The organism is Rhizobium sp. RHZ02 (assembly GCF_014851575.1).
Taxonomy (GTDB): domain Bacteria; phylum Pseudomonadota; class Alphaproteobacteria; order Rhizobiales; family Rhizobiaceae; genus Rhizobium; species Rhizobium altiplani.
Map to the genome: position 1 here is coordinate 97,820 of NZ_JACUZX010000002.1, position 13,656 is coordinate 111,475.

8 protein-coding genes are annotated in these 13,656 nt (G+C 60.2%); 1 reads left to right on the plus strand and 7 read right to left on the minus strand.

From position 1 onward, the window contains the following. Positions 1–73: 73 nt before the first annotated feature. Positions 74–8,593, minus strand: a complete 8,520-nt coding sequence (locus IB244_RS03360) for a GH36-type glycosyl hydrolase domain-containing protein (protein ID WP_192303194.1) — start codon at positions 8,591–8,593, stop codon at positions 74–76. Positions 8,594–8,935: 342 nt separating this feature from the next. Then, positions 8,936–9,100 carry a DUF1328 domain-containing protein gene (locus IB244_RS03365; RefSeq protein ID WP_018858923.1) on the minus strand — a complete coding sequence of 55 codons (165 nt, stop codon included), beginning with the start codon at positions 9,098–9,100 and terminating at the stop codon, positions 8,936–8,938. On the opposite strand from IB244_RS03365, the gene IB244_RS03370 reads away from it, so the two are divergent. Then, positions 9,099–9,311, plus strand: coding sequence for a hypothetical protein (locus tag IB244_RS03370; RefSeq protein ID WP_162763371.1), 213 nt, complete (start codon positions 9,099–9,101; stop codon positions 9,309–9,311). The genes IB244_RS03365 and IB244_RS03370 overlap by 2 nt on opposite strands. Before the next feature lie 400 nt (positions 9,312–9,711). Here the strand turns inward: IB244_RS03370 and IB244_RS03375 are convergent, their stop codons facing one another. The 5 genes from IB244_RS03375 to IB244_RS03395 form a co-directional block, all read right to left on the minus strand. Beyond that, on the minus strand, positions 9,712–9,906 hold the full coding sequence (locus IB244_RS03375; protein ID WP_018858920.1) for a hypothetical protein: 195 nt from the start codon (positions 9,904–9,906) through the stop codon (positions 9,712–9,714). A gap of 160 nt (positions 9,907–10,066) precedes the next feature. Continuing rightward, positions 10,067–10,816: an ABC transporter ATP-binding protein gene (locus IB244_RS03380; RefSeq protein ID WP_113469669.1), complete on the minus strand. Its 750-nt coding sequence runs from the start codon at positions 10,814–10,816 to the stop codon at positions 10,067–10,069. Then, positions 10,813–11,646 carry an ABC transporter ATP-binding protein gene (locus IB244_RS03385; RefSeq protein WP_192241205.1) on the minus strand — a complete coding sequence of 278 codons (834 nt, stop codon included), beginning with the start codon at positions 11,644–11,646 and terminating at the stop codon, positions 10,813–10,815. Before IB244_RS03385 ends, IB244_RS03380 begins: the two co-directional genes overlap by 4 nt. Beyond that, positions 11,643–12,578: an ABC transporter permease gene (locus IB244_RS03390; protein ID WP_192303196.1), complete on the minus strand. Its 936-nt coding sequence runs from the start codon at positions 12,576–12,578 to the stop codon at positions 11,643–11,645. Before IB244_RS03390 ends, IB244_RS03385 begins: the two co-directional genes overlap by 4 nt. After that, positions 12,575–13,642 carry an ABC transporter permease gene (locus IB244_RS03395; RefSeq protein ID WP_026372011.1) on the minus strand — a complete coding sequence of 356 codons (1,068 nt, stop codon included), beginning with the start codon at positions 13,640–13,642 and terminating at the stop codon, positions 12,575–12,577. Before IB244_RS03395 ends, IB244_RS03390 begins: the two co-directional genes overlap by 4 nt. Positions 13,643–13,656 lie beyond the last annotated feature (14 nt).

Sequence of the window (13,656 nt, forward strand, 5' to 3'; positions counted from 1 at the left end):
AACACAGTTGCGGCCAAAAGGGTTCCCTTTTGGCCGCAACGAATCGCCGGATCATTAGCCAGGAAAAATGCTGTTATCCGACCGGATATCCCTCGTCGGGATCGGTGACTTCGCGTCCGTTGATGGTCACATCGTAACCCCTCGGATGGGACGATTTTGAGACCGAAATGAGGTATTTAGCACCTGCGCGTTCAATATCGGCGGAGAAGCCGTCCCATGTGCTTGCCAGTGCTGGACGCACGTACAAGCGGCCATCCCTCACCCTGATGCCGAGGATGCCCTCGATCACCGAGCGGTAGAGCCAACCGGCCGAGCCAGTATACCAGGTCCAACCGCCGCGCCCGCTGAGCGCGCCCTCACCGTAGACGTCAGCTGCGATGATGTAGGGTTCGACGCGATAGTGTTCCGCCGAAGCCGGATCGCGCGCATGGCTGATCGGATTGAGCAGATCGAAGCAACGGAGGGCATCATCGCCGCGGCCAAGTTCAGCCAGTGCCAGCACAACCCAGGTCGCGGCATGGGTGTATTGCCCGCCGTTTTCACGAACACCCGGCGGGTAGGCCTTGATGTAACCAGGATCCTTAGCCGAGTTTGCAAAGGGCGGCGTGAAGAGCCGGATGATCCGCGCTTCCGGATCGACCAATTTCTCCAGCACGGAATTCATCGCCTTCGCCGAGTGCGCCGGATCTCCCTCCCCTGATAGCACGCTCCAGGATTGGGCGATGGAATCGATCTGGCATTCGAGGCTTTCCTTGGAGCCAAGCAAGCTGCCGTCGTCGAACGTGCCACGCCGGTAGTGAGCGCCATCCCAGGCAACGGTCTCGAGTGCGGCCTTGAGGGTGGTCAGGTGCTGTGTCCACCGCTCGACGCGCGCCTTGTCGCCGCGTTCCTCAGCATACGCCGAGAATGAACGGAGCGCGCCCGCCAGGAACCAGCCAAGCCACACACTGGTGCCCTGTCCGCCAATACCGACGCGGTTCATGCCGTCGTTCCAGTCGCCTCCGAGGAAGAGCGGCAGGCCGTTCTTGCCTGTTCGGGCGATGGCGAGATCGAGCGCGAGGGCCGCGTGTTCGTAAACGCTCACCTTGTCTTCGGAGACTTCCGGCAGATAGAAGGAGTCGTGCTGCCCTTCGAGGAGTGCCGGCCCTTCGAGGAAAGCGAGCTGTTCGTCGAGGACGCTCTTGTCTCCCGTAACGCTGCAATAGTGATGGATCGCGTAAGCGAGCCAAACCACGTCGTCTGAAATCATCGTCCGAACGCCGGCACCAGTGCCTGGCAGCCACCAGTGCTGCACATCGCCCTCGCGGAATTGACGCGAGGCGGCGTTCAGGATCTGCTTGCGAGCAATCGACGGCTCATGGATGACGAATGCCAACGTGTCCTGCAGCTGATCGCGGAAGCCGAAGGCACCGCTTGCCTGATAGAAGGCCGTGCGCGCCATGATGCGGCAGCCGAGGCTCTGGTAGGGGAGCCACGTGTTGATCAGATTGTTCATGCCCTGATCGGGCGTGGAAACCTGCACCTTTCCGGTGAACGCCTGCCAGAACGAACGATTTGCCTGGACAACGTCGTCAAAGGCGACCTTGCGGATATCGTTGATCACCGCCCGCGCTTCCGCCTTCGTCTTGGTATCGCCGAGGAAGAAGCAGACGTCGCGCTCCTCGTCCGGTGCGATCTCGATATCGAACGCCAGAACCGCTGCCGGGTCGCCGTCGAGTTCTGTAGCGCCTGAAAGGCTGGTTCCCAAGCTCAGTGCACGCGGTGCCTGGATCGTACCTGTCTTGCCGATGAATTCCCGGCGGCTGGCGGTAAAGCTCGATGGTTTCTCGCTGGCCACAAAGAAAGCGACACGACCGGAATAGTCGATGCTGTAGTTATTGCTTGCAAACAGCGCTCCGGTTTCCGCGTCGTGTTCCGAGAGGATGAACGGTGCGGACTTTTGCGAATTGTTGCCGAGAATCCATTCGACGTAGCCGTAGATCCGCAGCTTTCTTGGCTTGGAGCCTGTATTGCGTAGCCGGATTCGCTGCAACTTGACCGGTTTCTCGCGATCGACGGTCTGCGTAACCTCGAGTGCGATCTCGTTCTGGACGCTGGAGAAGGCCGAATAGCCCAGACCATGTCGCGCTTCGAATCGTATGTCTTGGCGATCTGAGAGGTTTGCGAACGGGGTCATGACCGCGCCGCTATCTTGATCGACGACGTAGATCGCTTCACCGGCGCGGTTGATGACTGCATCATTCGACCACGACGTCAGCTGATAATCGCGGGAGTTTGCGCTCCAGGTGAACCCCGCACCTTCCGCGGAGACATGGAAGCCGAACTTTTCGTTCGAGATTACATTGATCCACGGATGCGGCGTTGCGTGGCCCCCGGGAAGGCGCACGACGTATTCGCGACCGTCGCCGGCAAAACCGCCGATGCCGTTCCAGTAGTTGAGATCGCCTTCTTCCTCGATGACCACCTTCGATGGCCGTGCGGCGCGTTTCGGGGCGCTCCGCTTGATTGACGTCCTCGTGCGATCGGCGCGCTCCAGTTCCTGCTGCTCTTCCTTGCTTGGAGAAAAGAGTGCGGCGGCACGATTGATCTGATCGATAATCTTGCCGTTCTTGGCATGGAGCGTCACGCGGGAGGCCGAGATCAGCGCGTGATACGTCGATTCTTCCATCAGATCCTTGCGGACCGTGAAGATGTGCTGGCGCAAGCCATCGGCCTGACCCAAGCGGCGGACATTCTCGGCCATCTGGTCGACGGCGTGCTGCATGTCCTGTGCGTAGGACGACGCGCGCTCGTTCATGATGACCAAGTCGGCGGTGACGCCGCGCGAGCGCAGGTATTCCTGCGCAAGCAAGGCCTCCCTGACGATTTCGAGATCCATGTCATCGTTGACGCGCAACGTGAAGATCGGGAAATCGCCTGAGATCGCAAGCGGCCAAAGCGACGACTGCGACTGCATCCCGGCCGCGACCGCGGCAGCATCGGCTCGCAAATACATATCCGGATAAACCAGGTGGCGGCCGAGGTGCTGGAAGGCTGCTGCCTGCTGCGACGTGACACCGACGTGGCGCATCTGCACCTGCGTGCGGGTCCAGGCCTGGACGAGCTCGTTGTTGAAGGCGTCGGCGTGGCGGTAGCGATCAACTGCCTGGTCCACCTCATTGCGGCTCGGGGCGGCAATGGTCCAGAAAGTGACCGTGACCTTCTTGCCGGGCGGTACGCGGACGATGCGGCGAAGCGAGAGAACCGGATCAAGGGTGAAGCCGTCCGTGCCGGAAAGGGTCGCGCCCGGATCGAAGGCAGCAGCGTTTGCGAGGCTGCGTCCCCGACCGAGGAACTTGCGGCGATCGGTTTCGAACTCCGTGTCCCGCGTCGAGCCGGAGTTGTCGACGATAAGGTGGGCAACGGCCATATTCGGCTCGTTCGGATCACGCTTGTTGCGCTCGACCCGGATGACGTCACCACGCTTGCCGATCTCCGTCTTGACGAACATCCTCGCAAATGCCGGATGGGCGTTATCGACATCGTCCGTCGCCAGAACCGGTTCGAGATACGACGTCACCTCGATGAAGCGATCTTCCGTTCCGGTGTTGACGAGCGTCAGGCGTCGAGCCTCGGCATCATGCTCGGTCGCAACGATGCATTCGACTTCGCTGGTGATATCTCCGACAGTCTTGGTGAACTCCGCCTTTTCGTCGGCGAAGAGAACCTTAGCTTGTTCGCCTTCGACACTCTTTGGCTCCGCCGTTGTCGACCACCATTCGTTGGTTGCCGTATCGCGAAGGAAGATAAAGGTGCCCCAGCGATCCTCTGTCGGGTCGGCTTTCCAGCGGGCGACCGACTGGCCGTTCCACCGCGAATAGCCGGCGCCCGTTGCGGTCAGCATCAGAGAGTAGTGGCCGTTCGAGAGGAAGACCAGCTCGCGATCGCGCGAGGCGGGGTCGTAGATCTTGCGCAGTTCAGGGCGCAAGAGATCGTCCTGGATGCTGGCTGGGGTATCGGACTCGTGCTTGCCGCTCATGACCGGAATATCCCTCGGTGCCTTCTCTTGAAGAAGGAGCTCGGCAGCCTCGATCACTGGATCCGAGTGGAATAGTTCGCGCAGATGGCCGTTGAAGGCAACGTTCGCGACCGCGGCGATCGACATGCCGTGGTGGTGAGCATAGTAGTTATAGACGACCGCGCAAGTCTTGCCTTCCGGCAGGCGCGTCGGCGTAAAGTCCACGGCGTCGTGGAAGCCGAACTTGCCGAGCGCACCGAGCTTGCGCAGACGCTGCAGGTTCTCAAGCGCCGCGTCAGGATCGTACTGGCTGGCAAGGATCGACGCATAGGGCGCGATGACTGCGTTGTGGCCGAGGCCACGCTTCAGGCCGAGCGACGGTACGCCGAAGTTGGTGTACTGGTAATTCAGGTTATGGTCGCGGGCATTGAAGGCCGCTTCCGAAATACCCCACGGAATCCCCAGCTTGCGCGCATGGTTCATCTGCTCGACCACGACCAGATTGTTGGTCTGGTTGAGGATACCGCCGCCACGCTCCTGCATGACGAGCGGTGGCATGAGGTATTCGAACATCGAGCCGGACCAGGAGACAAGCGCACCGCGCGAGCCAACCGGGACGACCTGGCGGCCGAGGCGGTACCAATGTTCCGTCGGCAGATCGCCCTTGGCGATGCCGAACAGGCTGGTGAGCCGGCATTCGGACGCCAGGAGGTCGTAGCAGGCCTGATCGAGCTCGCCGCTTTCGACGCGATATCCGATCGAGAGCAGGCGCCGCTCGGGTCGGAACAGGAAGCCGAAATCCATCGAGAAGGCGAGGTCGCGGGCCTTGTCACGCAAGGCAATCAGGCGCGGACGCAACGCATCGATGTTGGACAGATCGAAGGTGCTATCTGAAATGTGGGCTTCGCAGACCTTGACCAGAGACTCAGCCCAGCGCGTGACTTCGGCGCTCAGCGCAGACTTCACCTCGTGATCGAGGTTGGCCGCGAGCTTCTGAATGTCGCGCGCCAGTACGGCCAGGTTGATGATGCGGATGGATGCGAACTCATGCTCGCGCTTTACCGCAGCCAACGCATTCTGGAAGCCGATGATGCGTTCCTCCAGGCGACGGCGCAGCGGACGGACCGTCTTGCGATCGTCCGGCAGCTCCGACAGCACTTCCGCGAGGATGCCGGCAGTATCGCCGACGCCATCGAGATTGCCCTGCATATGGGCCGAAGGCGCTTCCGCCCAGTTGCGGCAGGCAGACGAGATCGCGATCAGGTGGCCGGCGAGGTTGCCGCTGTCGACTGCGGAAACATAACGCGGTCCAAGCGTCTCCAGCGTATCCGTGTGATACCAGTTGAAGAGATGCCCGCGGAATTTCTCCATCTTGTCGATTGTTGCGATCGTCTGTTCGAGCCGCTCTATGGTTTCCTCGAAAGAGAACCAACCGAAATGGCGGCCCGAGACGACCGACAGCAGGTAGACCCCGATGTTGGTCGGCGACGTGCGCGTCGCCACGATCACGTGCGGCGTTTCCTGAACGTTGTCCGGCGGTAGATAGTTCTGCTCGGCGGTGGTGAACGTCGCGAAATAGCGCCAGGTGCGGCGCGCGATCTTGCGGAGCTCGCTGGATACGGAATCGGCAACCTCAAGCCGGTCCTCGGTCTCGGCGGACTGGCTGACATAGTAGGCGACCAGCGGCGAGATGATCCACAGGAACGCGAAAGGAACGCCGACGAGGTAGGCGTTGTCGCCGGAGAGGGCCGCTAAACCGAGTGCGAGGAGGGCCAGCACCGGCGCGTGCCACATTGCCTTGTAGTAAGACGGGATCGTTCCCTGCTTGCCGGCCTGGACGCTGGCTGCCGTTCGCCACTGCAGCATCAGTTTGTGGCTGAAAAGCAGGCGATAGAGCGAGCGACCGATGGCATCAGCCATCATGCAAGCGGAATCGGCGATGAACACGATCCGCAAGGCTACCTGAGCGTTGGCCGCGCGAATATCGGACCAGACCGTGTAAAGGTGAGCACTGGCGACGATATCGCTGCTGCGTGGAATGATGCCGTGGATCAGCGAGAGGGTCGGAGCGACGAAAAGGCAGAAAATCAAGAGGATCTGCCAGACGAGCGCGCCGAGCGGGCTCATGAAATACCAGCCGAGCACCGAAGCGAAGAACCATGCGATCGGCGTCAAAGAGCGCCGCAGGTTATCGAACATCTTCCAGCGGCCGAGCCCGGTCACACCGTGCGTCGGGTTGAACATGTACGGCAGCAGCTGCCAGTCGCCACGCGCCCAGCGATGCTGGCGCGACGTTTCGACCTCGTAGCGGGTCGGGAAATCTTCGACGAGTTCTAGATCGGTGACGAGCGCGCACCGGGCCATCGAGCCCTCGAGCAAATCGTGGCTGAGCACCGAGTTTTCCTCGATGCGACCCTTCAAGGATCCTTCGAAGGCGTCGACATGATAGAGGCCCTTGCCGGTGAACGTGCCCTCACCTGCCAGATCCTGATAGACGTCGGAGACGGTGAAGACGTATGGGTCGAGGCCGCGGTTGATCGAGAAGACACGTTGGAAGACCGATGCATCCTTGCCTGTTGTCAGCGATGGGGTGACACGCGGCTGCAGCACGCCGTAGCCGCTTTCGACGCGACCCGTGGCCGGATTGATGACCGGACGGTTGATCGGATGGTAAAGCTTGCCAGCGAGCTTCGTGACCGTATCGCGCATGAGGCGGGTGTCGGCATCGAGCGTCATCACGTACTGAATGTTTGCCGGTACGATATTTGCACCGGGAAGGTAGGTCGTATCGCGGTCGCCGCGAAGCAGCAGGTTCAATTCGTGTAGCTTGCCGCGCTTGCGCTCCCATCCCATCCAGGCGCCCTCGGATGGATTGTAAAGACGACGGCGGTGCAAGAGGTAGAAGCGTGTCTTGCCGTCGAAGGCATAGCGTGCCGAGAGGTTCGCGACCTCGCGGCGGGCATAGTCCAGAACCTCGAGATCGGCCGAGGTTTCCTCGACTTGGCTGTCCGGCCAGTCGCTGAGCAGTGCGAAGTAGATTTCGCCGCGCGGATTCGCGAGATAATGAACTTCCAGATTGCGGACCAGCTCATCGACGCTGTCGCGGTTCGAGATGAGGCAGGGAACGACCAGAAGCGTACGGGCTTCCTCGGGGATGCCCTCCTTGAACTCGTAGCCGACCAAGCGGGCCGGTGTGACGAAAAACGACAGCACAGTGTTGAAGAGACCGGTTGCTCCTTCCGAAGCCGGAAGGGAGAACATGATCAGCAGGATTGCGATCTCAAGTGGTCCCATGCCCGCATGCGCCATGAACTTCCCAACAATCGCCATGGCGATGATGGTGAGCAGGATCACCGGAACGGCGATCGATAGCCAGTTGAATCGGCGGACCGTGCGGACGAAATGCTGGGTCAGAGTTGGGCGATAGTTCGATCGCGCTTCGAGCTTGGGTCTTTGGGCGCCGGTCAGGAAGCCGCCGACGTTTGGTTCGTGCGGTTGCGGCTCGTCGGAGGCCTTCGCCTCCTCGGTCATGTCGAGCGCCAGCTGGGCGATCTCCATTTCCGAGAGCTGCGAGCGCTTGGCGAGTTTTTCGATCTGCTTGCGATACTTGTTGCGTGAGCCGGAATCGAGATCGCCGTAGTCGGAATGATCCCAGAGCAGCTTGTCGACGTGGCTGACCTGTTCAACCCAGACCGACCACTCGGTGTCGTCGATCTCGCGAAGGCTGCGAATGATGTTGCCCATGGTGACGTTGCCGGAGGACAGGCGGCTGTGCTCCGCCATTGTCGTCTCTTCGGTGTCGCGACCGAGCGCTTCAAGGCGTTCGTCCAGCCATGCGATCGCCACGCTCGACGCCTGCGAGCCATCGCGCATGCGGTAGAGGAACTGCGTCGCGAAGGTGTTGTCTTCGGCGAGCGACTCGAGCGACCTGAGATAGTCGGCCGCCTGTGCCGGCTCCGTCAGCCGCACAAGCTCATCTGCAGCCTCATTGGCGCGCCGGCGCATCCGGCGGCTGCGTTCGACGCGGATCGAAATACGGCGCAGGTTTTCAACGAGCACGTAGCGCACGAGCGATGGCAGCGCCCAGAGCTCACCGATCCTCAGCGTTTCACCCTGCTGGAAGCCATCGACAAGGGCCGTCAGGCTTTCCTGCGAAATCGTGCTTTGAGTGTGGGCAACATAAAGCCAAGCCAACGCCAGGGTGCGTGGGATCTGGACGCCGTTCACGTTGATCGTCGGCAGTTCCCGATAGAAGCGCCGCGGGAAGTCGCGACGGATCTCTTGGATCGCTTCCTCAACGATGTAGTGGTTATCGAGCAGCCATTCCGCCGCGGGGGTGATCGTTTCCCCGGATTCCACGTCCGTTGCCGTGGTGCGGTAGACCCGCAGGATCTCCTTCTCGTTTTCCTTATGCCGCGCGAAGAAATCGAAGGGCGCAAAGGCGGGCAGCGAGTCGATGCCGCGGGCGGCCACGGTGGCGGCCATCGCCTTGATGTTCTCGATGGAAAGGTAGGTCGAGCGGATCGAGTCGTTGTGGTCGATCTGCTTCGGTTCGGACTCGCGGGACGGGCTCGGAGACGTGGCGGAAATTGACATGGGTTCGGTTCTGGATCCAAGCAAAGTTATGATGATTTGCGTAGCCTTTTGCACTGCCAAATATGACTGCCGCATGAACAGCGCCGGGGTTTCTTGATCCCGGACAACACAATCAAAACGACGATCAACCGACGATGCGAATCGGTTTAAACGCGACCTGTGTGGGCTATTTGCGTAAACGGCTCCGCTGCGCCCTCCACCCTTCTGAAGCCATTCCGGGAAAGTTGGACACCATTGCGATAATTCAAGTCAAGATGTTTCAAAGGATGCGGAGCTCGCTCGGCTAATCTCGCGTGCCGACGAAAAAACCGGCGCTCAAGAGCGCCGGCTTTCAACTCGTCCTCAGGTGCGACGCACGAGGCGCATGATCAGCGAGACAACGAACAGGATCAGGAACAGGAAGAAAAGAACCTGGGCGATGGATGCGGATGCACCTGCAATACCGCCGAAGCCCAATACGCCGGCAATGAGCGCCACTACGAGAAATACGAGTGCATAGTAAAGCATGGCGATCTCCTTTGTTTTTGCTGCTCAAATAACGGCAGGTCGCCTTATTGGTTCCGTCGGAACTTCAGGCCCGCTGGATCCGTCAACGAAAAAGGCGCGCCGAGATGGACGCGCCTTCACAAAAATCTGGGAAAAGAACGCCGCTCTAAAAGGCATGGAAGAGATAGAGCAGAATAATCACAGGGATTGGGATGCCGATCAACCAGAGTAAAATGCCTTTCATCGTCATTCTCCTTCTCACATCGAGTGTGCTAAGGGAATGAACGGGGGAACGGATGGTTCCCGAAGCGGCATCTTCAGCGCAGCAGCCGCAGCGCTCTTGCCTTATCCTAAGATGCCAAAGACGAGAGCAGCAACGAAGACAAATGCCGCCGTAACAAGCGTAGCGTGAACAACAAGCTGAATCTTGCCGCGCCTCGTGGCCGGTCGCGCGGTCTGCGCGGGACGATACTGATTTACATGAGCGTGCGAGATACCCAGATCTGCCATCTGCTGCCTCCGTTTTCTCCGCTTTTCTTTTTTGTAGATCGTATTTTCGTATTTTCTCTATCTGATAAGTAGAGATAAAATTCTGTCCTGCCAGTGCGCGATAAAAAATCTGCCTCCGGTAATCAGACGAGGGTTCGCCACGCCCAAAGCAAGGAACGGTCCTCTATTGCACCCTGGTGCGGCTTGACCGTTGCCGCCTGTGTTTCCAAAAGCCGCCGATCCTTCTCCGCGGGAATGGATGTCGTGGTTGCAGCTTCTCTATCGGTCTTGGCCGGGGGGTGCAGGTATCCCATGGTCATGCCGCCGAGAAAAAACATGCCTGATCTCCATGATCACGAAAATTAACGGGCGTTAACCGGATCATGACAGAAGTAAGGCGAGTGTCAATAGTCTAGTTGAATGGTCGTGTTTTAGCTAGTTGTTAACGCTGAGGCCCGGCGAGCCTCAGCAAAATCAATTCGTTGAAAGGATTGCCTTTCAGGCTTTGACGAAGCCCTTGCTGGCAACCATCAAATTTCGCGTGTAGTCCTCGGTCACGGCCGCCTGCGCCAGCTGGGCCGAGGTCAGGCGCTCGACGACGGTCCCATTTCGCATCACAGCAAGGCGATCGCACATATGGGTGACGACGCCGAGATCATGGCTGACCATAACGAAGGTCAGATTGCGATCACGCCGCACTTGTTCGAGGAGGTTCAGAACCTCGGCTTGCACGGAAGCGTCAAGCGCCGAGGTCGGCTCGTCAAGCAAGAGGATGGAGGGCTCGACAATCAACGCACGGGCGATCGCAACGCGTTGGCGCTGACCGCCGGAAAGCTGGTGCGGGTAGCGGAAGCGGAAGCCGTTTCCAAGTCCGACCTCGTCGAGGGCGCGCGCGATCCGCGTGTCGCTGTCGCTGATGCCATGGATTGCCAGCGGCTCGAGCAGGAGGCGATCGATGGTCTGGCGCGGGTGCAGGGATCCGTATGGATCCTGGAAGACCATCTGCACCTGCCTGTAAAAGGCCTTCGATCGCTTCGTGCCGACGAGCGGATCGCCATGGATCTTGATGGAACCGCTTGCTACCGGCGCCAAGCCGGCAACGGCACGGAGCAGCGTCGATTTTCCGGATCCGGATTCGCCGACCAGGCCGAATGACTCGCCGGTCTCGATATCGACGCTGACGTCCTTCAGGGCGTGGAAGTGATCATAGATCACGCTCAGCTTGTCGACAGAAAGTGCAATGCTCATGCTGCCCACTCCGGCTTGCGATCCAGAACCGGCAGGGGATGCCTGCTTTCTCCGATTTGGGGCATGCAGTTCAACAGGCCCTGCGTGTACGGGTGGCGCGCATTCTTGAGATCGGATGCCTTGAGTTCCTCGACGACCTTGCCGGCATACATAACAATGACTCGGTCGCAGAAGGACGACACAAGACGCAGATCGTGAGACACGAAGATCAGCCCCATGCCGCGCTCCGACACAAGCCGGTCCATAATCCTGAGGACGTCGAGCTGAACCGTGACATCCAGTGCGGAGGTCGGTTCGTCGGCAATCAACAGTTCCGGATCGGCGATCAGCATCATGGCGATCATGGCGCGCTGACCCATGCCGCCCGAGACCTCGTGCGGATAGAGGTCGAACACTCGCTTCGGATCGCGGATCTGCACTGCCTCCAACATCGCGAGAGCGCGGTCGCGCGCCTCCGCCTTGCCGACTTTCTCGTGCGTCCTCAGCGTTTCGCAGATCTGCCGGCCAATCGACATGACGGGATCGAGTGAATATTTCGGATCCTGCAGGACCATCGCGATGCGCTTGCCGCGCAATTGCCGGCGCTGCTTGGCGGATGCGGCGAGAAGGTCAATGCCGTTGAAGTCGAGTTTGTCGGCCGAAACGATGCCGTGCTTCGGCGTCAGACCCATAATGGCGCGCCCCGTCTGGGACTTGCCGGAACCGGATTCGCCGACGATGCCGAGGCGTTCCTTGCCAAGGGTGAACGAGACGCCGCGAACGGCTTCGATGACGCCCGTGCGTGTGGGATAGCTGACCTTGAGGTTTTGAACGGTGAGGAGATCGGTCATTGGCCGCTCTCCTTGGGGTCGAGCGCATCGCGCAGGCCGTCGCCGAGAAGATTAAAGCCGAGGCTAACGATGAGAATCGCAAAGCCCGGCATGGCTGCCACCCACCACTGGTCGAGGATGAAACGCCGGCCTGACGCGATCATTGCGCCCCATTCCGGAAGCGGGGGCTGCGCCCCGAGACCGAGGAAACCGAGACCGGCGGCTGTCAGGATGATGCCAGCCATATCGAGCGTCACGCGCACGATGAGCGAGGAAAGACAAAGCGGCATCACATGCCGGACCACAATCCGCAGAGGCGATGCACCCATCAGCTTGACCGCGGAGATGTAGTCAGAGCGACGAACGGTCAGCGTTTCCGCGCGTGCAATGCGAGCGTAGGGTGGCCAAGATGTAATCGCAATCGCGATGATCGCGTTCTGGATACCAGGTCCGAGCGCTGCAACGAAGGCGAGGGCCAGAACCAGCTTGGGGAAAGCCAGGAAGATATCGGTGATGCGCATCAGCGTCGCGTCGACCCAGCCGCCGGCGTAGCCCGACACGGTCCCGACGATCAGACCGATCGGCGCCGAGATGGCAGCAACGAGAACGACGACCAGCAACGTCAAGCGGGCGCCATAGACAAGGCGTGAATAGATATCACGGCCCTGATCGTCCGTGCCAAGCCAGTAGCCTTCAGAGCCGGGCGGCAGAAGACGCGCATTCTTCAGGTCGCCAACGATAGGCGAATGGGTTGCCAGCACGTTCGCAAAGGCAGCCATGAACAGGAGGGCGATAATGATCAGCAAACCGACGACGGCCAGGCGATTTGCGGTGAACTGGCGCCAGGTCACGTAGGCTCGGCCCAATCGCGCCTGTCTGCGCGACTGCGGCCGATCTGAAAGCAGCCACTCGCGGCGGCTCATCGGCGCTGATTGATTTGCGGGAACCGTCATCGGCTTCGCGTCCTAGGGTCGAGCGTCCGATAGAGAAGATCGGACAAAAGGTTGATGCCGATGAAAACCGTGCCGATGACGATGGTGCCTCCGAGAACAGCGTTCATGTCCGCATTCTGAAGGGAATTGGTGATGTAGAGCCCGATGCCCGGCCAGGAGAAAACCGTCTCCGTCAGTACCGAGCCCTCGAGCAGACCGGCGTAGGAGAGCGCGATGACGGTGACGAGCGGCACGGCGGCGTTGCGCAGTGCATGGCCCCAGATGACCCTCGTCTCCGACAACCCCTTGGCGCGTGCGGCAACCACATATTCCTGGCTGAGCTCATTGAGCATGAAGCTTCGGGTCATGCGGCTGATGTAGGCAAGCGAAAAGTAGCCGAGCAGCGAGGCCGGCAGAATGATGTGGCGGAAGACATCGTAGAAGACGTCCCACTGCCCCTGCATGGCGCTGTCGATCAGATAGAAGCCAGTTACCGGCGTAAAACTGTACTCGAATACGATATCGATGCGGCCCGGGAAGGCCACCCATCGCAATTGCGCGTAGAAGATCACGAGCGAGATCAGCGCAAGCCAGAAGATCGGAACGGAATAACCGATCAGACCTATGACGCGGACAACCTGGTCGGCGACGCTGCCGCGCCGAACGGCAGCCAGCACGCCGAGCGGCACGCCGATGACCGAGCCGATGATGGTCCCGAGTGTCGCGAGCTCGATCGTTGCTGGAAACACGCGCTTAATGTCGACCATGACGGGATTGGTGGTCAGGACGGAGGTCCCGAAGTCACCCGACAGGATGCTCTTCAGATAAATAAAGAACTGCTGGTAGAGCGGCAGGTCGAAACCGAGCTCGCGACGGACGCGCTCGACGACATGCGTAGGCGCACGATCACCGAGAATGGCAAGGACGGGATCGATCGGTACGACGCGGCCGATGAAAAAGGTTACGGCCAGAAGGCCAAGATAAGTCGTGACGGCGGCGACAAGAAATCGCCCGACCGCCTTGGCAATGGGAACAGCACGGCCCCGTTTGGGCCGTGCCTCCATCTTTGTTTCAACGATGCTCAACGGATCAATCCTGC